Raw genomic sequence first — 21,437 nt, 5'->3', positions numbered from 1 at the left:
ACACGCACCAACAAAAACGCCGCCCCTAGGGGCGGCGTTTTTGTTGGCGGGTCACTGAATCAGCGGTTACGCGTCAGCAGTGCCGGCTTCTCGCCACGCGGACGGCTTGGCAGTTGCTCAAGCTGTTCGGCCGTGGGGAAGCGGTCGATCTTCGACTCTTTGTGCATGATCTTCGGTTGCGGCTGACCTTCACGCGGGTTGCGCACGGCCGGCTCGCCCGATTGATTGTCGCTGGCTGGACGGCGATTGCGGGCGCCACCGCCATCACGGCGCTGCTGGCCACCGCCACTGTTACGCGAACCACCGCGCTTCTCGCCGTTGGCTGAGCTACCTGCACCGCTACGCGGGCCATTGTTGCGGCCCTGGTTTGCACCACCACCAGCGCCGCTGCGTGGCTGGCCACCGGTACCGGCACCAGTTTGCGCCGGTGCACCCGGGCGACGGTTGCGGCCCTGATTGCCTTTGTTCTGGTAAGGGCTGACGTAGTCGGCACGGTTGCCGAAGTTATCTACTTCATCATCCAGGAACTCTTCCGGATCGCGGTCCGCCGGGATCGAAGGTGCGCCTGCCTGGGTTGACTGCGCCTGACGAGGCTTTTTGTTGTCGCGTGGCTTGCGCTCCTGACGACCACCGCTACCAGCAGACTTCTCTGCGGTTTTTTCCTTGTCCTTGTCGCGACCTTTTTCCTTGCCCTGATCCTTGCCTTTATCCTTGCGGCCACCGTTGCTGCTGTTGGTGCCGTCAGCACGCTGGCCGCGGCCACCGCGAGGATTGTTTTGAGGCCGTTCACGGGTCTCGGGCTTCTCGGCTTCTACCTTGGAGGCATCAAAGCCCATCAGGTCGCCATCCGGGATCTTCTGCCGGGTAACGCGTTCGATGCTCTTGAGCAGCTTCTCTTCGTCGGGTGCAACCAGCGAGATGGCTTCACCCGAGCGACCGGCGCGGCCGGTACGGCCGATACGGTGCACGTAGTCTTCTTCAACGTTTGGCAGCTCGAAGTTGACGACGTGTGGCAGTTGGTCGATATCCAGGCCGCGGGCGGCGATATCGGTGGCAACCATGATGCGCACGGTGCCGGCCTTGAAGTCGGCCAGAGCTTTGGTGCGGGCGTTCTGGCTCTTGTTGCCGTGGATCGCAGCAGCGGTCAGGCCGTGCTTTTCCAGGTACTCGGCCAGGCGGTTGGCGCCGTGCTTGGTCCGGGTGAACACCAGCACTTGCTCCCAGGCCCCGGTGGTAATCAGGTGAGCCAGCAGGGCGCGCTTGTGGCTGGCCGGCAGGCGGTAGACGCGTTGCTCGATGCGCTCAACCGTGGTGTTGGGCGGCGTCACCTCGATGCGCTCGGGGTTGTGCAGCAACTTGTCGGCAAGCTCGGTGATGTCTTTGGAGAAGGTCGCCGAGAACAGCAGGTTCTGACGCTTGGCAGGCAAGCGCGCAAGGACCTTCTTCACGTCATGGATAAAGCCCATGTCGAGCATGCGGTCGGCTTCGTCCAGCACCAGGGTTTCAACGTGGGAAAGATCGACGCTGCCCTGGCCGGCCAGGTCGAGCAGACGGCCAGGGCAGGCCACCAGCACATCGACGCCACGGGCCATGGCCTGAACCTGCGGGTTCATGCCGACGCCACCGAAGATGCAGGCGCTGACGAATTTGAGGTCGCGGGCATAGACCTTGAAGCTGTCGTGAACCTGTGCAGCCAGTTCACGTGTGGGGGTCAGCACCAGAACCCGCGGCTGGCGGGGGCCATGGCGCTGGGATTTGTCAGGGTGACCGCCCGGGAACAGGCGTTCAAGGATCGGCAGGGCGAAACCGCCAGTTTTACCAGTACCTGTCTGGGCGGCGACCATCAGGTCGCGACCTTGCAACACGGCGGGGATGGCCCGCTGTTGCACCGGAGTGGGCTGGGTATAGCCTGCAGCCTCGATGGCGCGGACTAGAGCCTCGGAGAGACCGAGGGAAGCAAAGGACATGAGCAATCCTGTTCTTAGTGGGGGCTAAGCCCGATGGGATAATCTTGCCTGGCGCGACGGGCATCGGGTGATGCTATCGCGTCCGGTCCAGCAGGGCCTTCAATGCGCATCCGGAATGTGGCGGGCGGGCTCTTGGCCGCGCTGTCCTGCCGGTCGGGATGCCTTTTGCAAGGCCAAGCGTCCGGGCGTAAGCCTGGCGGGAAGGCCCGAGTATAACAGAGCAATCACGGCGTGCCGCTTTCCTGCTGCTCAACGGTGGTTGGAAATTTATCCCCCATGCTGGCATAGCGGGCATTCAGGGCTGCATAAGCGGGCTCGCGTTTGAACCGGCGCAACTCTTCGGCAAAACGTTGCGCCAGTGAGTCCTTTCCGGCGTTGCGGCGTATTGCCAGGTACTGGTGCTGGCTGTTGACGACCAGTGGTAGCTCGCTGACGTCCTGCGCCAGGCCCAGTTCGCTGGCAAGAAAACGCCCGACGCGGCGGTCAGTAATGAGCAGATCGATACGGCCGCGTTGCAGTTTGCCGAAATTGGCTTCATGGGTTGGCGCCGGTTCGCGCTTGAATCGAGACGATTCATTGAACGCTGTCGAATAGGTATAGCCGGGCGAGGTGCCAATGGTCAGCCCGGCCAGGTCCTCCAGGCGCTCTACCGGGTGAGGGCGGGCGTTGGCATAGAACAGCACAAACGCCACCTCCGACAAGGGTTCGTCGGGGTAGTACAGGTAGCGGTCGCGCTCTTCGGTCTGGAAGATATCCAGGATGCCATCTGCCAGGCCTTGGTCGATCATCGCCAGGCAGCGCTTCCACGGCAGGAACTGCCAGTCCACCTCCACGCCCAGGCGCTTGAACACCTCGACGGTGACCTCGTAGTCGATGCCTTTGGCCTGACCGTCTTCCAGGTACACGTAAGGTGCCCAGGGTTCGGTGACGATGAGCAATTTTTCGGCACAGGCAAACGTGCTCAGGCAAGTGAGCAACAGGGTGGCAAACAGGCGGGGGAAATAACGCATGTCCGGAGATTACGACGTGCGCACGGCTATGGCTAGTAGACGTGCGCGCAGCGTTGAGAAGGCGTTCAGTGGTGTGCGCGCTTCAACAGGGAATCACGCACGGCCCGGCGTTTGCTGCCAAGGCTCAGGCGCATGCCGGGTTGATCGAACCACTGCTTCAACTTATTGGGGCACAGCGGTTGTGGGTGGCGGGCATTCAGGTTTGCCAGCGCCTTGTCCCACCACGCGGGGGCACTGGCGCGGTCGAATTCGTTGGGGTACGGGTAGCAGCCATACATCAGTTCGCGCAGGAACTGGCGCTGTTCGGCCGGCAGGGTCAGGCTCAACGCTTTGTAGCCCAGGCGCTGCAGCGCAGGGGGTTTGGGAAGTTGGGCGTTGACCAGGGCGACATCTTCCAGCGCCTCGCTGCTCAATGGGGCTTGCTGGTGCTTGGCCAGCCAGGCCTGGACCTTGGCGCGGAACAACTGTTTGCGGCTCCAGTAGTGATGGATCAAGTCGGTGCACTGATTGACCTGCAGGTTGCGGTAGGCCGCCACGGACAGGCAGAACTCTTCCAGGGTGTAGGCGCCATTGGCGTGGGGGTAGTACTCGTCCATCAGAGCGATGGAGCGATCAAGCAAGGGTGCGTCCTGTTGCGTCAGCCCGATTACGCCGGAATTGAGCAGCGGCATCTGCTGATCGGCCAGGCCGCGTGCTTCAAGCATGGGCGCCAGGCGTTGGAACAGCGGGCATTGTTTGTCTGCGCCATAGGTGCTGCCGATGGCATTGCACAGCAATGTGCCGGGAGCGACGCGACGGAACAGTTCGATGGGCGACTGGTGGAAGAACGTGTCGGTATCAATCAGTACAGCCATCGGTGCCTTGGCCAGGACCTGGCGCAGGACGACATGCTTGCTGCGAAAATGATAGCCGTAGGGCTGGTTCCAGGCTTCACGCGTGGCGGCATCGAGCGGGTGGACGGTTACCGGAAGCTGCTGGTAAGGCGCGGGATCGTCGCTGTAGACCTGGATGTCCAAGGCTTCGCCAGGTGTCTTGCGCAGATTGGCCAGCGCGCTGACGATGCTGAACTGTGCTTCTTGATGATAGGTTTTGGCCCCGAATACCAGGTAAACAAGTTGCGGGTGAGTAGAGGTATGTCCTTGGGGCATGGAGCGCAATAATCCGTTAGTTGTAAATTGCAGAAAGGCCTTAGCGTAAGCCAAGGCCCGTCCAAAATCTGCATCAATTGTTACTAACGGTAAATTGTGCCGATCAGCGGGGCAACTTGAGGTTGTTCCAGATCGCCAGGCTCGGGTCTGCCTGGTTCAGGGTGTAGAAATGCAGCCCTGGCGCACCGCCTTGCAGCAGTTGTTCACTCATGCGGGTAATGACGTCCTCGCCAAAGGCCTGGATGCTCTGGACGTCGTCGCCGTAGGCTTCCAGCTGCTTGCGGATCCAGCGCGGGATTTCGGCGCCGCAGGCGTCGGAGAAGCGCGCCAGCTTGCTGTAGTTGGTGATCGGCATGATCCCCGGTACGACCGGAATGTCCACGCCCAGCTTGCGCACGCGCTCGACGAAGTAGAAGTAGCTGTCGGCGTTGAAGAAGTACTGGGTGATGGCGCTGTCGGCACCGGCCTTGGCCTTGCGCACGAAGTTGTTCAGGTCATCTTCGAAGTTGCGCGCCTGCGGGTGCATCTCCGGGTAGGCGGCAATTTCGATATGAAAGTGGTCGCCGCTTTCCTGGCGGATGAACTCGACCAGTTCATTGGCGTAGCGCAGTTCACCACTGGCCATGCCCATGCCCGAAGGCAGGTCACCACGCAGGGCAACGATACGCTTGATGCCGGCGGCCTTGTACTGGGCCAGCAGGCTGCGCAGGTCTTCTTTGCTGTCGCCGACACACGACAGGTGCGGTGCGGCCGGGATCTTCACTTCGCTTTCCAGCTGCAGCACGGTGTTCAGCGTGCGGTCACGGGTCGAGCCACCGGCACCGTAGGTGCAGGAGAAGAAATCCGGGTTGTAGCTGGCCAGCTGGCGGGCAGTGGCAAGCAGTTTTTCATGTCCAGCATCGGTCTTGGTCGGGAAGAACTCGAAGCTGTAACGACGTTCCTGAGACATGGCGAAATCCTGGTAAACCGATCAAGCAGGCCAGCCCGGTGGCTGGCTTACAGAAAAAAGCCGGTAACGCTTGCGGCGTCACCGGCTTTGGCCCATCAGTAGCGGTAGGCGTGCGGCTTGAACGGCCCTTCAACAGTCACGCCGATGTAGTCGGCTTGCTGCTGAGTCAGCTGGGTCACTACGCCGCCGAAGCCGCGGACCATTTCCAGGGCCACTTCTTCGTCGAGTTTTTTCGGCAGCACTTCAACGGTCAGGCGCTCGGCCTTCTGCGCAGGCGACAGGTCGGCGTACTTCTGGCCGAACAGGAAGATCTGCGCCAGTACCTGGTTGGCGAACGAGCCGTCCATGATGCGACTTGGGTGGCCGGTGGCGTTGCCCAGGTTGACCAGGCGGCCTTCGGCCAGCAGGATCAGGTAGTCGTCGTTTTGCGGGTCGAATTCGCCAGCGCCGGTACGGTGGATCTTGTGTACTTGCGGTTTGACTTCTTCCCATGCCCAGTTTTTGCGCATGAAAGCGGTGTCGATTTCATTGTCGAAGTGGCCGATGTTGCACACCACAGCGCGCTTCTTCAGGGCTTTGAGCATGTTCGCGTCGCAAACATTGACGTTGCCAGTGGTGGTCACGATCAGGTCGATCTTGCCCAGCAGGGCTTTGTCGATGCTTGCTTCGGTGCCGGTGTTGATACCGTCGATGAACGGAGAAACCAGCTCGAAACCGTCCATGCAGGCTTGCATGGCGCAGATCGGGTCGACTTCGGTGACCTTGACGATCATGCCTTCCTGACGCAGCGACTGGGCAGAACCCTTGCCCACGTCACCGTAACCGATGACCAGCGCTTGCTTGCCGGACAGCAGGTGGTCGGTACCACGCTTGATGGCATCGTTCAGGCTGTGGCGGCAGCCGTATTTGTTGTCGTTCTTGCTCTTGGTGACCGAGTCGTTGACGTTGATGGCCGGGATTTTCAGCTCGCCCTTGGCCAGCATGTCCAGCAGACGGTGAACGCCGGTGGTGGTTTCTTCGGTCACACCGTGGACGCGATCCAGAACAGCCGGGTATTTCTTGTGCAGCAGTTCGGTCAGGTCGCCGCCATCGTCGAGGATCATGTTGGCATCCCATGGGGCGCCGTCCTTGAGGATGGTTTGTTCCAGGCACCACTCGTACTCTTCCTCGGTTTCACCTTTCCAGGCGAATACCGGGATGCCGGCAGCGGCGATGGAGGCAGCGGCCTGGTCTTGAGTGGAGAAGATGTTGCAGGACGACCAGCGTACTTCGGCACCCAGGGCAACCAGGGTTTCGATCAGCACGGCGGTCTGAATGGTCATGTGGATGCAGCCGAGAATCTTCGCACCCTTGAGCGGTTGCTCTTGCAGGTACTTGCGGCGCAGGCCCATCAGTGCAGGCATTTCCGATTCGGCGATGATGGTTTCGCGACGGCCCCATGCAGCCAGGGAGATGTCAGCGACTTTGAAATCGGTAAAACCGGCAGGCGTGTTTACAGCGCTCATGAAGAGCCTCCATTCGTAATGTGCGAATGGGCGCCGTTGTGCGTTTAGAGTCGGCAGGTATTCCTGGCCAGACAACGCCCCATCCGAGCCTGACAGGTGGAACCTGCTGCAGCGCCCCTCGGACAGGTGGCGGGAACGGTATCAAGTACAGATGACCGTTTTTGAAGCGATCGCGATTATAGCCGTGCCTGCGTATCTGCCCAAGGCTTTCTGTCGATTAATCGAGACCATAGTCGATGTTAAATGGAGGCCGGGGGCGAGCTCTGCCATCATTACCGTCATCAATTGGCAAGACGGTCAGGAGCAGTTATGAATTTTCACACCCGCAAATGGGTAAAACCTGAAGACCTCAACCCCAATGGCACCTTGTTCGGCGGCAGTTTGTTGCGCTGGATCGACGAGGAAGCGGCGATTTATGCCATCGTCCAGCTGGGCAACCAGCGTGTGGTCACCAAGTACATTTCGGAAATCAACTTCGTCAGCGCTTCGCGCCAGGGCGACATTATCGAGCTGGGTATCACCGCTACCGAATTCGGGCGCACGTCCATCACCCTCAAATGTGAAGTGCGCAACAAGATCACCCGCAAGAGCATCCTGACTGTGGACAAGATGGTCTTCGTCAACCTGGGTGAGGATGGTTTGCCGGCAGCGCACGGGCGCACCGAGATCAAATACATCAAGGATCAGTTCGACACTCCGGTCGAGTAAGCAAGCGCTTCACCTGCAAGTCTCCTCCTGTCGCACGGGCAGGAGCAGGCTTGCAGGCGATGGCTGCGTCGCTCAAGGCTGTTCGGTGACCCCGCGCACGACCCGCCCGATCGTCAGTCCCTGCAGCAGGATCGACGACAGCACCACGATATAGGTGATGCTCAGCAGCAGATCACGCTCGGTACCCGAAGGCAGCGACAGGGCCAGGGCAACCGACACGCCGCCGCGCAGGCCACCCCAGGTCAGTACGCGCACGGTTCCGCGGGGCACGCTGCGCCAGCGGCGCAGCATCAGGATCGCCGGGGCGACGGTCAGCAGACGCGAAAGCAGGATCGCCACGGCCAGCACCCCGGCCGCTGCGAGGTGCATCCAGGAAAACGGCAGCAGCAACAGCTCCAGGCCGATCAGGGCAAACAGCAGGGCGTTGAGCATGTCGTCGATCAGTTCCCAGAAACCGTCCATGTAGCGACGGGTCATGTCGTTCATCGCCAGGTTACGCCCCAGGTTGCCAATGATCAGGCCGGCCACGACCATCGCGATCGGCGCCGAGACATGCAGTTCATAGGCCATGGCCGAGCCGCCGATGACCAGCGCGAGGGTCAGCATGACTTCGACCTGATACTGCTCGATGCTCTTGATCATGCGATAGGTGATGTAACCGATCAGGCCGCCGAACAACGCTCCGCCGATAGCTTCACGGGCGAACAGCAGGGTGGTTTCGCCAACGCTCGGGGTTTCCCCCAGTTGCGCAATACCCAGCAGCACGGTGAACACCACCACGGCGGTGCCATCATTGAACAGGCTCTCACCGACAATCGTGGTTTTCAGCGGTTTGGAGGCGTTGGCGGTACGCAGGGCGCCCAGAACCGCAATCGGGTCGGTCGGCGAAATCAGCGCGCCGAACAGCAGGCAGTAGAGCAAGCTGACATGCCAGCCGAACAAAGCAAAGATCCAGTGCGCCAGGAAGCCGATGACCACGGTGGCTATCAATACCCCGACGGTGGCCAGCAGGCCGATGGGCCAGCGGTAGCTGCGCAGGTCGGCAAGATTCACGTGCAGGGCGCCGGCAAACAGCAGGAACGACAGCATCCAGTGCATCAGCAGGTCGTTGAAGTCGATCTGGCTCATCAGGCTTTGCACCCGCTCTTCAAGCCCCGGGAAGCCAATGACACTCAAGCCTTGCAGCAGCAGGGAAAACAACAGGGCGGTGACCATCACGCCGATGGTGGGCGGCAGGCCGATGAAGCGGTAGTTCAAGTAGGTGAGGAGGGTGGTGAGGCAGATAAACGCAGCAACAAGCTCAAGCATTCCAGGTCCTGTAATGGCTTCCGATTTGACGCCCGACTCCGTCGGGCAGTGCTTGGATGGCCTGTCGTGGGTGCGGGGACACAGTTTTTCAGTGCATGCGTTGACCGCGCCTGTACGATTTGGTTTCCGTTGTTGGCAAATGTGCGCGACGCAGTGCCGGGGTAAATGCTTAGATAGTGGCTGGCCAATGATGACCCTTCTGCCTTGCCAAGGACCTTCGCGTGTTAGCCACTTCCCTTGTGCTGGTTGCCGCCCTGCTGCATGCAACCTGGAACACTCTGATCAAGTTCAGCGGCGAGCGCCTGCTGGTTATCGCCAGCATGGACGCCGTGGCATTGGTGTTTGCGCTGGTGATGGTTGCCTTCGTGCAGTTCCCGCCTGCAGAAGTCTGGCCTTGGTTGCTGGCCTCGGCACTGTTCGAGCAGTTCTACCGGTTTTTGTTGATCCAGGCCTATCGGGTTGGCGACCTGGGCCTGGTTTATCCGTTAATGCGTGGGCTGTCGCCGTTGGTGGTGCTGGCTCTCACTTTGACCTTTGCCGGAGAAGCCCTGAGCAACCAGCAGATCATTGGCATCCTGCTGATTCCCTGTGGCATGGCCTGCTTGCTCTGGCAGGGCGGAGGCGGGGATCGTCTGCCCTGGTCGATGCTGCCGGTGGTGGCGCTGATCGGGCTGTGCATCGGTTGTTACACCTGGTTCGATGGTCAGGCCATCCGGCTGTGGTCGCAGCCGCTGGACTATCTTGTGTGGTTGACGCTGCTCAGTGCATGGCCCTTTCCGTTGTTGGCCGGTGTTGCCCGACGCGCGCCGTTCGTGCTGTTCTGGCGCTTGCAGTGGCGGCTTGGGTTGGCCGTCGGTGTGTGCGTGCTGCTCAGTTATGCGCTGGTGCTTTGGGCCATGCAGTTGGGGTCAGTGGCAGAAGCGGCGGCGTTGCGTGAGGTGAGCGTGATTCTGGTGGTGCTGTTCGGAATGCGCTACCTCAAAGAACCTTTTGGTGGGCCCAGGCTCTTAGCTTGTGCCCTGGTGCTGATTGGCATGCTGATCATGAAACTCTGACTTCCCGACCGATAAGGAAATAGCCATGACCGTTGCGCTTTGGTGTGTATTGATTGCGATGTTTCTGCCGGTACTGTGTACCAGCATCGCCAAGTTCGGGAGCGGACGTTTCAACTTGCGGCAAAATCACGACCCGCGAGCGTTTCTCGACAAACTCGAAGGCTTGCCGCGGCGTGCTCATGCGGCACAGCTGAACAGTTTTGAAGCGTTTCCGGCTTTTGCCGCAGCAGTGATTATCGCCGACATTGTCGGTAACGCCGAACAGGTGACCCAGGACGTACTGGCAGTGCTGTACATCACCAGTCGCCTGCTCTACATCATCTGCTACCTGGCTGACTGGGCGGCGTTGCGCTCGCTGGTCTGGTTTGTTGGCGTGGGGTTGATCGTTTCGTTTTTTGTTGTATCGGCCTGACGCAAGCGCGGAGCAAGTCCGCTCCCCCTATGACGGTAGGAGCGGTCGTCCCGCGATCGAATCACAGCACCTTCGGCACTTCAGGCAGCGCTGCACCTTTGGGCCATAGCAACCAGATCTGCCCTTGCTGCTTCATGTTGCCAGCCAGTTCTCCTGCTTCGGCGCCGGTGCCCCAGAACAGGTCTGCACGCACTTCTCCGGTGATCGCCCCGCCCGTGTCCTGGGCAGCAACCGGCCGTACTACCGGTGCACCATCGGGGCGAGTGGTGGAGAGCCACAGCAGGCTGCCCAGCGGAATTACCTTGCGGTCGATCGCCACGCTGTAGCCTGCGGTCAAGGGTACGTTGAGCGAACCGCGTGGCCCTTCGTTACTGTCCGGACGCGTACTGAAGAATACATAGCTGGGGTTGCTCGCCAGGAGTTCGGGCACGCGCGCCGGGTTCGCCTCGGCCCAGGCGTGAATGGCACCCATGGACACTTCTTCTTTTTTCAATTGACCCTGCTCGACCAGCCAGCGCCCAACCGGACGATAAGGGTGGCCATTCTGGTCGGCATAACCAACACGCAACTGGCGGCCGCTCTCGAGTTGAATCCGACCGGAACCCTGGATCTGCAGAAACTGCAGGTCCATCGGGTCGGTAAGCCAGGCCAGTACCGGGGCTGGTACACCGTGCTGGTTGATCACTTCAGCAGTGTCGTAAGGCTTGAGCACGCGACCCTCCAGGCGGCCGCGAAGACGCTTGCCCTTGAGTTCGGGGTAAACGCTGTCCAGTGCCACCACGATCATGTCGTTCGGCACGCCGTACACCGGCACATGCGCGCTGGCGGTCTGGGTCAGGCTGCCGGGGTAAACCGGTTCGTAGTAGCCGGTGATCAACCCGTTCGCACTGTTGTCGCCCGAGCGCATGCTGTAGACATCCAGTTGTGCCTGAAGAAAGCTGCGCACCTGATTACTGTCGGCGGGGACACTGGCGGCGGCAGTACAGGTACCCGCCCAGATGGCGTCACGCTTGAGGCGCTCGCAAGCACTGCGCCAGGCTTCGAATCCGGCCAGCAGGTCGCTATCGCTGACCTGGGGCAGGTCTTTCCAGGTGCTGCTGACGTAGGTGGCGACCGCATGGGGCTTGGGTTTTTCCGGGGCGCCGCCGTTGCAACCGGTGAGCAGGGCCAGTACCGAGAGTGTCCAGCCCAGATGGCGTAAAGGAAATTTCATGAAGGGGTTTCCGTAGCGGATTGTCCGGGGGTTGAGGCGTGGGCAACAATCCGTAGATTTAATAAGGGTATTGGTCTTTGGCGGTGAGGCGAGGATACTGGCCGCCTTTTTCCCGTAAGCCGACGTTACCATGATGCTCAAGCGACTCTCCGTTGTACTGCTGGCCTGCCTGACCCTGACCGCCTGTGGTGGCGTTGATCCCAATTCGCCGCTGGGCCAGCGCAAGACCATTTTCAAACAGATGCTCAAGACCAGTGAAGACCTCGGCGGAATGCTGCGCGGTCGGTTGGCGTTCAACGGACAGAAGTTCGCCGACGGCGCCGTGCAGCTCGACACCTTGTCCCGTGAGCCGTGGAAGCATTTTCCACAGGTTCGCGAGGAAGACGAAACCAGTGCGCGCCCTGACGTCTGGGAAAAGCAGGCACGTTTCCAGGAGTTGGCGCGTCAGCTTGAGGTAGCGACCGGCGAACTGGTCGCCGTTACCCGTAATCAACCGCTGAAGGCGGCCGATCTGGCTGCGCCGACCGACAAGGTTGAAGCAGCCTGCAAAGCCTGTCATACCGAATTTCGTAACCATTGAATACAAGGTCGCAGGGCCTGCTTGCTCCACGCTCAGGTGGAGTCAGGCCCTGCGATAACTACAGCGTTAAACCGTTGGCTTACTTATCAAGTGCGTCCAGTGCTTCCTGCAGTTCTTTCTTGGACTCGGCCAGCTTGTCTTTGCGCTTGTTGATCTTCTCTGCATCGCCCTTTTTCATGGCTTTGTCCAGGTCCTTGGTGCGCTGCGTCACTTCGTGACGGGCGTCGAGCACTTTCTGTTCGCGCTCTTTCTTCAGGCCGGCATCGGTGCAGTGCTCGTTGACTTCGCTCAGCGCTTTCTCAAGACCGGCTTTTTCGAAAGGGTTAACGGACTTGTCAATCTGTTGTTGAATGTCCGCTTTCTTGGCTGCACAGCCGGTCAGGGGCGTTGCTTCCGGGGCTGCCTGCAGCGCACTGGCAGCCAGGCCAAGTGCAGTCATGAGAATGAGCGAAGAAAAGACTTTCATGGGCGCCTCCATTCGGGGCATAGCAGTAAAGGTTGGGGGAAATCCTGCCCTTATTTCGCGAATTAAGGAACCCTAGGTGGACTTTTCGGCTGCATTGTCAGAAAAATCCTGATTCGCCAGGTGGCTTCTTTAACCTGCGTTGTGGAAACCTTCAATGCCTTGAACCCCTAGTTGCTCAGCCACAGCGGCCAGTTGCGGGTGGGTGAAAAAGGCTTCGAGTTGTTTGGCGCGGTTAGCGCCGATACCGGGCTCACCGGACCACTGGGCTGCTGTCATGGCTGCCAGCGTTGGCCAGTTCGACCGCAGATCAAGGTTGCGCGGTGCTGGTACTCCCAAGGCGCGCAGCCATTGCTGGAAAGAGCGTGTTCGTGCGAGGTCGACGCGCTGCATCAGTTGCTCGGCGCTAGCGGTGTTGAAGCCCGGTAGCGGCTGCAGCTGTTCGCTCGTGAGCGCCAGCCAGTCACTCAGGCTGTTGACCAGGCCAGCCTGCATCAGGTTGCGCCAGACGGCAGCCCCCATGCGCGGTAGGTCGAGCCCTTGCTTGCCGCTGAGCCAGGTGAGGCGGGCAATGAACTGTTCTTCGCAGCCGGGGCTGGGCTGCCAGCAGCTCAGGGCATGGAACTGTCCTTGTTTCGGCGTCTGCACCTGCTGGCGCACAGTACTGCGGTGCACGACGTTTTCCAGGCGGGGGATGGTAAGGCCAGCCAGGCTTATCGTCACGTGATCGCCCGGGCGTATGTCCAGCGCTTGCCAGCGCGCGACTGATCCCAGGCTGACGTGGGTAATGCGCCGGTCATCGAGGGCGACGGGCTGCAATTGCACAACGGGTGTAATTTTGCCGGTGCGCCCGACCTTGAAATGCACCTGGCGTACTTCGGCCAGTACTTGGGAGAGCGGGTGTTTCCAGGCGGCGATCCAGTACGGCGCGTTTGCACGCCAGCGCTCGGCGGGTGGGCGGCTGTCCTGACGCAGGATCACCCCGTCGGTGGCAAAGGGCAGGGCCGTACCGTACCAGTGCTGGCGCCAATGCGCGGCCTCTGCCGGGCTGTTGATAGCGACGCTGTAGCGTTCACTGTCGGCGAAACCCAGCGCACTCAGCTTGGCCAGTCGTTCGGCCTGGGTGTTCGGCCCTGCTGGCCAGTCCCAGACGAACAGGCCGATCCCTGCGCCCTGCGCGCTGCTCAACTGATTGCGTGCCATCAGACCCGCCACGGTGCCGCGTGCGCCGAGCCCTCCTGCAGTGGATTGCACATGCGCGTCCAGGCGCCAGTAAAGCTCGCCCTGCAACGTGAGGTCGAGTGGCTGCGGCAGTTCTCGGGTGATGCCGCCAAGGGATGGAATATGCCGGCTCCAGTCATGCCCGTGTGTTCCGTCGCCGCGGCTGAGCAATTGCTGCAGTCGGCCCTCACGGTACACCAGTGAGACAGCAACGCCGTCCACTTTGGGTTGTACCCAAATGTGCTGTTTGCCTTGCATCCAGCGAGCGACGGCGTGTTCGTCGGCCAGTTTGAGCACGCCTGTATGCGGGACGGGATGGGCGACAGGTCCGCGGGCGCTGGCTAACGGCGTGTCGATACGCTTGTGATCGAAGCATGCCTGAAGGTGTGTCAGGCGTTGCCGGCTCTGGTCATAAAGTTCATCAGGCACCAGTGAAATGCCCTGGCCGTGGTAATGCGCATCCCAGCGGCTCACGGTTTCACCCAGCTGCTTTATTTCGCGCTGCGCACGTTCGACGGACCAGGCGGGGCACGTCTCGGCCTGTGCTGTGGATAAGTAGGCGGTGGCGAGCAGCGAGGCGAGCAACTTGAGCAACATGGCCAGCATCCTTGCTTGGCGGTAGGGAGTCCTCAGCCTAGGCAATGGCTGCCCAGGACAGCGCTTGGAGTTGTCAGCCGATATGTCACAAAAAAGCCCCAGCCGATCGCTCGGCTGGGGCTTCTCTTGTGCATTGGTGCTTGTAGCTGACGCTTACAGACCAGCAGCTGCACGCAGGGCGTCGACGCGGTCGGTACGTTCCCAGGTGAAGGTGGTGAAGGTATCGTCGCCGACAGTCTTCTGCTGCGGGATACGGCCGAAGTGACCGTAGGCAGCGGTTTCCTGGTACATCGGGTGCAGCAGGTCGAGCATGGTGGTGATGGCGTATGGACGCAGGTCGAAACACTCGCGAACCAGCTGGACGATCTTGTCGTCGGAGATCTTGCCGGTGCCGAAGGTGTTGAGCGAGATGGAGGTAGGCTGGGCTACACCGATGGCGTAGGACACCTGGATCTCGCAGCGCTCGGCCAGGCCGGCGGCAACAATGTTCTTGGCCACGTAGCGACCGGCGTAGGCAGCCGAACGGTCAACCTTGGAAGGGTCTTTACCGGAGAATGCGCCACCGCCGTGACGGGCCATGCCGCCGTAGCTGTCAACGATGATCTTGCGGCCGGTCAGGCCACAGTCACCCACCGGGCCGCCAATGATGAACTGGCCGGTCGGGTTGATGTGGAACTGGGTGTCCTTGTGCAGCAGCTCGGCAGGCAGGGTGTGCTTGACGATCAGCTCCATCACCGCTTCCTGCAGGTCTTTTTGCGAGACTTCAGGGTTGTGCTGGGTGGACAGCACCACGGCGTCGATGCCGACAACCTTGCCGCCTTCGTAACGGCAGGTCACTTGCGACTTGGCATCCGGGCGCAGCCATGGCAGCAGGCCGGATTTGCGCGCTTCGGCCTGACGCTCGACCAGACGGTGAGAGAAGCAGATCGGTGCAGGCATCAGCACGTCGGTTTCGTTGCTGGCATAGCCGAACATCAGGCCCTGGTCACCGGCGCCCTGGTCTTCCGGTTTGCTGCGGTCAACGCCCTGGGCGATATCTACCGACTGCTTGCCGATAATGTTCATCACGGCGCAGGTGGCGCCGTCGAAGCCGACGTCGGAACTGTTGTAACCGATGTCGACGATGACGTTACGGACGATCTCTTCCAGGTCTACCCAGGCCGAGGTGGTGACTTCACCCGCGATGATCGCTACGCCGGTTTTCACCAGGGTTTCGCAGGCCACGCGTGCGTATTTGTCCTGGGTGATGATGGCGTCCAGCACAGCATCTGAAATCTGGTCGGCGATTTTGTCCGGATGCCCTTCAGACACGGACTCGGAGGTGAAAAGGGAGTATTCGCTCATCTCGACGGGTTCCTAAAATTTACCGATGTTAGTGTCGCCAGCCGGTCGCTGAAAATGGCGGACCTGAATCTGGAAACCATTACGTAAGCCCACATAAAGGCTGTCCCCGGGAGCCAGTCCCGCAGCGCTGGCCCAGCGGGCCAGGTCGTCCTGTTCAAAACCCAGCCAGATATCACCGCAGGCCTCTCTGGCCCAGCTTTGGTCATGGCTGCACAACTCTGTCACCAACAGGCTGCCGCCTGCTTTTACGCGGTTGGCCAGTTGCCGCAGGGCTTGGGCCGGGGCGCTGAAATGGTGCAGGACCATGTTCAGCACTACGCAGTCGGCTTCCACATCCGTTGCACTGAGTGCATCGGCCAACTGCAGGTTCACATTAGCCAGGCCTTCACGCTGACAGACCTGGCGTGCCAGCTCGAGCATGGTCGGGCTGTTGTCCAGTGCGGTGACCCGGGCAAAGCGCCGGGCCAACTCGGGCAGAAATTCGCCATCGCCAGGGCCGACTTCAAGGGCGCTGGCGTGGGGGGCAAAGCTGAGCTTGTCGAGCAACGCCAGCAGGCTTTCGCCGTATTGGGGCAGGCCGGCAATCAGGTCTTGTTGGGCGCGAAACTTCTCTTCTACTCGCAGGAAAAAATCCTGGCTAGTGGCGGCTCGGCGCTGCTGTACCTGATGGATGCGCGCCTGGACGTCATCAGCCAGGATCAGTGCATCAACCTCTTCCAGCAAGGCTGCGTGCAGCTTGCCACCCAAACGCTGGTCGTCCGGCAAGGCGCGGCGATAGAACACCGCATTGCCTTCGCGCCGGGTTGCCACCAGGGAAGCCTGCGCCAGTACCTTGAGGTGGTGGCTCATGCCCGACTGGCCAATGGCGAAGATCTGCGCCAGTTCCAGCACGCCGAACGAATCGCTGGCCAGTGCCCGCAGAACACTCAGGCGCAGTGGGTCGCCGCCCGCCTTGCATAAGGCGGCCAGCTCCTCGCTTTGCTCTGGGCGGATTGCGGGCGCACGTACATTCATGGGGCGGCAGTCTAGACAGGGCACCCCTCACCTCGCAAGAGCAATATCAAAAAGTTTTGATATTGCGCGATAAGCGGGGCAAATCGTCGCAGCACACGCGACCGATCCTGCTGTTTGGCCGGGCTAACCCCTGAATCTGCGCTTAAACACAGGAAAATCACGCTGCATCGACCATCCGTCATTGCCCCCGGACACGTGCCTGGGCGAAAATGGCCGCCTTTTTTCGTACCGTAACTAATTCAAGCCCAGGAGATAAGCGATGCCCAGCCGTCGTGAGCGTGCCAACGCCATTCGTGCCCTCAGCATGGATGCCGTGCAAAAGGCCAACAGCGGCCATCCCGGTGCCCCTATGGGCATGGCGGATATCGCCGAGGTTCTTTGGCGCGACTATCTGAAGCACAACCCGACCAACCCGAATTTCGCCGATCGTGACCGCTTCGTGCTGTCGAACGGCCATGGCTCGATGTTGATCTACTCGCTGCTGCACCTGACCGGCTATGACGTCACCATCGACGACCTCAAGGCCTTCCGCCAGTTGCACAGCCGTACCCCGGGCCACCCGGAGTTCGGTTACACCCCGGGCGTAGAGACCACCACCGGCCCGCTCGGTCAGGGCCTGGCCAACGCTGTGGGCTTTGCCCTGGCAGAAAAAGTGCTGGGTGCGCAGTTCAATCGTGAAGGCCACAACATCGTCGATCACCACACCTATGTGTTCCTGGGTGACGGCTGCATGATGGAAGGCATTTCCCACGAAGTCGCTTCTCTGGCCGGCACTTTGGGCCTGGGCAAGCTGATTGCCTTCTACGATGACAACGGTATCTCCATCGACGGTGAAGTCGAAGGCTGGTTCACCGATGACACGCCAAAGCGCTTCGAAGCCTATGGCTGGCAGGTGATCCGCAATGTCGACGGCCATGACGCCGACGAGATCAAGACCGCCATCGACACCGCACGCAAAAGCGAGCAGCCAACGCTGATCTGCTGCAAGACCATCATCGGTTTCGGTTCGCCGAACAAGCAGGGCAAGGAAGACTGCCACGGTGCTCCGCTGGGCAACGATGAAATCGCCTTGGCCCGTAAAGAACTGAAGTGGGACCATGCGCCGTTCGAAGTGCCGGCTGACATCTACACCGAGTGGGACGCCAAAGAAGCCGGCAAGGCTGCCGAAGCGGCCTGGGACAAGCGCTTTGCCGCCTACGCCGCTGCCTTCCCTGAACTGGCCAGCGAGCTCAAGCGTCGCCTGAGCGGTGAGCTGCCTGCTGACTTCTCGGAAAAAGCCTCGGCCTACATTGCTGAAGTGGCGGCCAAAGGCGAGACCATCGCCAGCCGCAAGGCCAGCCAGAACACCCTGAACGCCTTCGGTCCTCTGCTGCCAGAGTTCCTCGGCGGCTCGGCTGACCTGGCCGGCTCCAACCTGACCCTGTGGAAAGGTTGCAAGGGCGTCAGCGCTGAAGATGCCAGCGGCAACTACATGTTCTACGGCGTGCGCGAGTTCGGCATGACCGCCATCATGAACGGCGTTGCCCTGCACGGCGGCCTGGTGCCTTACGGCGCAACCTTCCTGATGTTCATGGAATACGCACGTAACGCAGTACGCATGTCGGCACTGATGAAGCAGCGCGTAATCCACGTCTACACCCACGACTCGATTGGCCTGGGCGAAGACGGCCCGACTCACCAGCCGATCGAGCAACTGACCAGCCTGCGCAGCACGCCTAACCTGGACACCTGGCGCCCAGCCGACGCCGTTGAATCGGCGGTGTCCTGGAAGCACGCGCTGGAGCGTAAGGACGGCCCTTCGGCACTGATCTTCTCGCGTCAGAACCTGCAGCACCAAACCCGTGATGCCGGCCAGATCGCCGACATCAGCCGTGGTGGCTATGTGTTGAAAGACTGCGCAGGCGAGCCTGAGCTGATCCTGATCGCCACCGGCTCCGAAGTCGGCCTGGCCGTTCAGGCCTTCGACAAACTGACCGAGCAAGGCCGCAAGGCCCGCGTCGTGTCGATGCCGTGCACCAGCGTGTTCGATGCCCAGGATGCTGCGTACAAGCAATCGGTACTGCCGCTGCAGGTTGGCGCGCGTATCGCTATCGAAGCGGCCCATGCCGACTTCTGGTACAAGTACGTCGGCCTTGAAGGTCGTGTCATCGGCATGACCACCTACGGCGAATCGGCCCCGGCGGCTGCTTTGTTCGAAGAGTTCGGCTTCACCCTGGAAAACATCCTGGGTACCGCTGAAGAGCTGCTGGAAGACTGATCCCGCTGTTCTGTGGGAGCGGTGCTGGATTGATTGCGGATGAATCCGCTCCTACAAAACGCTGTGGGAGCGGATTTATCCGCGATGGCCTCGCCTCAAATCCCATAGGTTGCAGATAACGCTTCTGTTCCGTGAGCATCCCATGCCCCAACCGCGTCCCTACAAAGTTGCACTCAACGGCTACGGCCGTATCGGTCGTTGCGTTTTGCGCGCACTCTTTGAGCGAGGGGCAAAGGCCGGCTTCGAGATCGTTGCGCTGAACGACCTGGCCGACCAGGCCAGCATCGAATACCTGACACGCTTCGACTCCACCCACGGGCGTTTTCCCGGCGAGGTGAAGGTCGATGGCGATTGTCTGCATATCAACGGCGACTGCGTGAAAGTCTTGCGCAGTGCCACGCCGGAAGAAATCGACTGGGCCGCACTGGGTGTCGACCTGGTGCTTGAGTGTTCCGGCGCCTACAACACCCGTGCCGATGGCCAGCGTTTTCTTGATGCCGGTGCCCCGCGAGTGCTGTTTTCCCAGCCCATGGCCAGTGAAGTAGACGTCGACGCAACGATTGTCTATGGCATCAACCAGGATTGTCTGGACGGCAGTGAGCTGCTGGTCTCCAACGCCTCTTGCACCACCAACTGCGGTGTTCCGTTGCTGCGTGTGCTGGACCAGGCCTTTGGCCTGGAGTATGTGTCGATCACCACGATCCACTCGGCAATGAACGATCAGCCGGTAATCGACGCCTACCACCATGAAGACCTGCGTCGCACCCGTTCGGCGTTCCAGTCGGTGATTCCGGTGTCCACCGGCCTTGCACGTGGCATTGAACGCCTGTTGCCGGAACTTGCCGGGCGAATTCAGGCCAAAGCCGTACGTGTGCCGACGGTTAACGTGTCGTGCCTGGACATCACCCTGCAGACGTCCCGCGACACCACGGCGGCCGAGGTCAACCAGGTGTTGCGTGATGCAGCCCTGAGCGGGCCGCTCAAGGGCTTGCTGGCCTACACTGAACTGCCGCATGCCAGTTGTGATTTCAACCATGACCCACATTCGGCGATCGTCGATGCCAGTCAGACCCGTGTTTCCGGCCCCCGGCTGGTCAACCTGCTGGCCTGGTTCGACAACGAATGGGGTTTTGCCAACCGTATGCTCGACGTTGCCGAACATTATCTGCACGTCGTCAATCAAACCCGCTCCACTTGTAAACAGCCCTGAAGGACTGCATTCATGACCGTGTTGAAGATGACCGACCTCGACCTGCAAGGTAAGCGCGTACTGATTCGCGAAGACCTCAACGTCCCTGTAAAGGACGGTGTGGTTGCCAGCGATGCGCGTATCCTGGCTTCGCTGCCGACCATCAAGCTGGCGCTGGAAAAGGGCGCGGCCGTAATGGTGTGCTCGCACCTGGGTCGCCCGCGCGAAGGCGAATTCTCTGCCGAGAACAGCCTCAAGCCGGTTGCCGACTACCTGAGCAAGGCCCTGGGCCGCGAAGTGCCACTGGTTGCCGACTACCTGGACGGTGTTGACGTCAAGGCCGGCGACATCGTGCTGTTCGAGAACGTGCGCTTCAACAAGGGCGAAAAGAAGAACGCTGACGAGCTGGCGCAGAAGTACGCTGCGCTGTGCGATGTGTTCGTGATGGACGCGTTCGGTACCGCCCACCGCGCCGAGGGTTCTACCCACGGCGTGGCCAAGTTCGCCAGCGTCGCTGCTGCTGGCCCGCTGCTGGCCGCTGAACTGGATGCGTTGGGCAAGGCCCTGAAAGCCCCGGCCAAGCCGATGGCTGCCATCGTTGCCGGCTCCAAGGTGTCGACCAAGCTCGATGTGCTCAACAGCCTGAGCCAGATCTGCGACCTGCTGATCGTCGGTGGCGGTATCGCCAACACCTTCCTGGCCGCTGCCGGTCACCCGGTTGGCAAGTCGCTGTACGAGCCCGACCTGATCGACACCGCCAAAGCCATTGCCGCCAAGGTCAATGTGCCGCTGCCTGTCGACGTGGTGGTTGCCAAGGAATTTGCAGAAAGCGCCGCAGCTACCGTCAAGTTGGTGGCTGACGTGGCTGAAGACGACATGATCCTGGACATCGGCCCGCAGACTGCGGCCAACTTCGCCGAGCTGCTGAAGTCGTCCAAGACCATCCTGTGGAACGGCCCGGTAGGCGTGTTCGAGTTCGACCAGTTCGGCAACGGCACCAAGGTGCTGGCCAAGGCTATCGCTGAGAGCGCGGCGTTCTCCATCGCCGGTGGTGGCGACACCCTGGCTGCCATCGACAAGTATGGCGTTGCCGAGCAAATCTCCTACATTTCTACCGGTGGCGGCGCGTTCCTCGAGTTCGTCGAGGGCAAGGTCCTGCCAGCGGTGGAAGTACTGGAACAACGGGCCAAGGCCTGATTCGCTCAGCGCCTGGCAAAGGGAGCGACCTGATGGTCAAGCGATTGCCTGTGTTTGTCCTGGTCGGGATGCTGGGCGCTTGCTCCAGCACCCCGGAGCCTTCGGCTGATAAGCCGGGCGCGCCGAAAGGCGGCTGCTATCAGTCCGAATGGCAGGCGGAAACCGTCCCGGTGATCAACAAGCGGCTCGGCCCGGATGGCCTGGAAAAATACGACGATGAACACCAGCGCCGGGCTCAGGGTTGCCCTTGATCGGTTGATGGCAACCTACCGGCCAGTTTGTGGTCTGCTAGAGGATATT

General features: G+C 60.9%; 19 protein-coding genes and 1 riboswitch. Of the genes, 8 read left to right on the top strand and 11 right to left on the bottom strand.

Annotation, left to right across the window (positions count from 1 at the left end; translation table 11 throughout):
- Positions 1 to 59 precede the first annotated feature (59 nt).
- From DM813_RS01235 to ahcY, 5 genes are all read right to left on the bottom strand, one after another.
- The gene (locus DM813_RS01235) at positions 60 to 1,967 is read right to left on the bottom strand and encodes a DEAD/DEAH box helicase (RefSeq protein WP_128321629.1); all 1,908 of its coding nucleotides are present in this window, start codon (positions 1,965 to 1,967) and stop codon (positions 60 to 62) included.
- 224 nt (positions 1,968 to 2,191) lie between these two features.
- Positions 2,192 to 2,977 (bottom strand): substrate-binding periplasmic protein, encoded by a 786-nt coding sequence (locus tag DM813_RS01230; RefSeq protein WP_128321628.1) that lies wholly within the window; start codon positions 2,975 to 2,977, stop codon positions 2,192 to 2,194.
- Between the two features lie 65 nt (positions 2,978 to 3,042).
- Positions 3,043 to 4,125 (bottom strand): hypothetical protein, encoded by a 1,083-nt coding sequence (locus DM813_RS01225; protein WP_128321627.1) that lies wholly within the window; start codon positions 4,123 to 4,125, stop codon positions 3,043 to 3,045.
- Positions 4,126 to 4,228: 103 nt separating this feature from the next.
- Entirely contained in the window at positions 4,229 to 5,074 is an 846-nt protein-coding gene (gene metF / locus DM813_RS01220) for a methylenetetrahydrofolate reductase [NAD(P)H] (RefSeq protein WP_128321626.1), read from the bottom strand.
- 95 nt (positions 5,075 to 5,169) lie between these two features.
- Positions 5,170 to 6,579, bottom strand: coding sequence for an adenosylhomocysteinase (ahcY, locus tag DM813_RS01215; RefSeq protein WP_128321625.1), 1,410 nt, complete (start codon positions 6,577 to 6,579; stop codon positions 5,170 to 5,172).
- Between the two features lie 21 nt (positions 6,580 to 6,600).
- Positions 6,601 to 6,705, bottom strand: a riboswitch (S-adenosyl-L-homocysteine riboswitch).
- A gap of 183 nt (positions 6,706 to 6,888) precedes the next feature.
- Between ahcY and DM813_RS01210 the strand changes: the two genes are divergently transcribed.
- Positions 6,889 to 7,287: an acyl-CoA thioesterase gene (locus DM813_RS01210; RefSeq protein ID WP_128321624.1), complete on the top strand. Its 399-nt coding sequence runs from the start codon at positions 6,889 to 6,891 to the stop codon at positions 7,285 to 7,287.
- A gap of 72 nt (positions 7,288 to 7,359) precedes the next feature.
- Here DM813_RS01210 and DM813_RS01205 read toward each other — a convergent pair whose 3' ends face one another.
- Positions 7,360 to 8,595, bottom strand: a complete 1,236-nt coding sequence (locus tag DM813_RS01205; protein WP_128321623.1) for a cation:proton antiporter — start codon at positions 8,593 to 8,595, stop codon at positions 7,360 to 7,362.
- 221 nt (positions 8,596 to 8,816) lie between these two features.
- On the opposite strand from DM813_RS01205, the gene DM813_RS01200 reads away from it, so the two are divergent.
- Together DM813_RS01200 and DM813_RS01195 are read left to right on the top strand one after the other, a co-directional pair.
- Entirely contained in the window at positions 8,817 to 9,650 is an 834-nt protein-coding gene (locus tag DM813_RS01200) for an EamA family transporter (protein WP_128321622.1), read from the top strand.
- A gap of 25 nt (positions 9,651 to 9,675) precedes the next feature.
- Complete coding sequence (locus DM813_RS01195; protein WP_128321621.1) at positions 9,676 to 10,062, top strand: MAPEG family protein; 387 nt, start codon at positions 9,676 to 9,678, stop codon at positions 10,060 to 10,062.
- Positions 10,063 to 10,123: 61 nt separating this feature from the next.
- On the opposite strand, the gene mltA is transcribed toward DM813_RS01195, so the two are convergent.
- On the bottom strand, positions 10,124 to 11,275 hold the full coding sequence (gene mltA, locus DM813_RS01190; RefSeq protein WP_128321620.1) for a murein transglycosylase A: 1,152 nt from the start codon (positions 11,273 to 11,275) through the stop codon (positions 10,124 to 10,126).
- 130 nt (positions 11,276 to 11,405) lie between these two features.
- On the opposite strand from mltA, the gene DM813_RS01185 reads away from it, so the two are divergent.
- Entirely contained in the window at positions 11,406 to 11,855 is a 450-nt protein-coding gene (locus DM813_RS01185; protein ID WP_128321619.1) for a c-type cytochrome, read from the top strand.
- A gap of 79 nt (positions 11,856 to 11,934) precedes the next feature.
- Here the strand turns inward: DM813_RS01185 and DM813_RS01180 are convergent, their stop codons facing one another.
- The 4 genes from DM813_RS01180 to DM813_RS01165 all read right to left on the bottom strand — a co-directional run bounded on the left by DM813_RS01180 (position 11,935) and on the right by DM813_RS01165 (position 16,494).
- Positions 11,935 to 12,321 (bottom strand): DUF1090 domain-containing protein, encoded by a 387-nt coding sequence (locus DM813_RS01180; protein WP_128321618.1) that lies wholly within the window; start codon positions 12,319 to 12,321, stop codon positions 11,935 to 11,937.
- Between the two features lie 129 nt (positions 12,322 to 12,450).
- Entirely contained in the window at positions 12,451 to 14,136 is a 1,686-nt protein-coding gene (gene ligB / locus DM813_RS01175) for an NAD-dependent DNA ligase LigB (protein WP_128321617.1), read from the bottom strand.
- Positions 14,137 to 14,289: 153 nt separating this feature from the next.
- Positions 14,290 to 15,480 (bottom strand): methionine adenosyltransferase, encoded by a 1,191-nt coding sequence (gene metK / locus DM813_RS01170; RefSeq protein WP_038615329.1) that lies wholly within the window; start codon positions 15,478 to 15,480, stop codon positions 14,290 to 14,292.
- 12 nt (positions 15,481 to 15,492) lie between these two features.
- Positions 15,493 to 16,494, bottom strand: a complete 1,002-nt coding sequence (locus DM813_RS01165) for an ArsR/SmtB family transcription factor (protein ID WP_128321616.1) — start codon at positions 16,492 to 16,494, stop codon at positions 15,493 to 15,495.
- 259 nt (positions 16,495 to 16,753) lie between these two features.
- Here DM813_RS01165 and tkt point away from each other — a divergent pair, with 259 nt between their 5' ends.
- The 4 genes from tkt (at position 16,754) to DM813_RS01145 (ending at position 21,388) form a co-directional block, all read left to right on the top strand.
- On the top strand, positions 16,754 to 18,751 hold the full coding sequence (tkt, locus tag DM813_RS01160; protein WP_128321615.1) for a transketolase: 1,998 nt from the start codon (positions 16,754 to 16,756) through the stop codon (positions 18,749 to 18,751).
- 142 nt (positions 18,752 to 18,893) lie between these two features.
- Complete coding sequence (gene epd, locus DM813_RS01155; protein ID WP_128321614.1) at positions 18,894 to 19,961, top strand: erythrose-4-phosphate dehydrogenase; 1,068 nt, start codon at positions 18,894 to 18,896, stop codon at positions 19,959 to 19,961.
- Between the two features lie 12 nt (positions 19,962 to 19,973).
- Positions 19,974 to 21,137 (top strand): phosphoglycerate kinase, encoded by a 1,164-nt coding sequence (locus DM813_RS01150; RefSeq protein ID WP_128321613.1) that lies wholly within the window; start codon positions 19,974 to 19,976, stop codon positions 21,135 to 21,137.
- Positions 21,137 to 21,388, top strand: coding sequence for a hypothetical protein (locus tag DM813_RS01145; protein ID WP_128321612.1), 252 nt, complete (start codon positions 21,137 to 21,139; stop codon positions 21,386 to 21,388). The genes DM813_RS01150 and DM813_RS01145 overlap by 1 nt, the downstream gene beginning before the upstream one ends.
- Positions 21,389 to 21,437: the final 49 nt, after the last annotated feature.

The sequence above is a fragment of the Pseudomonas alkylphenolica genome (genome assembly GCF_004025535.1).
Lineage (GTDB): Bacteria > Pseudomonadota > Gammaproteobacteria > Pseudomonadales > Pseudomonadaceae > Aquipseudomonas > Aquipseudomonas alkylphenolica_A.
This window is presented reverse-complemented; position numbering and strand designations above follow the sequence as displayed.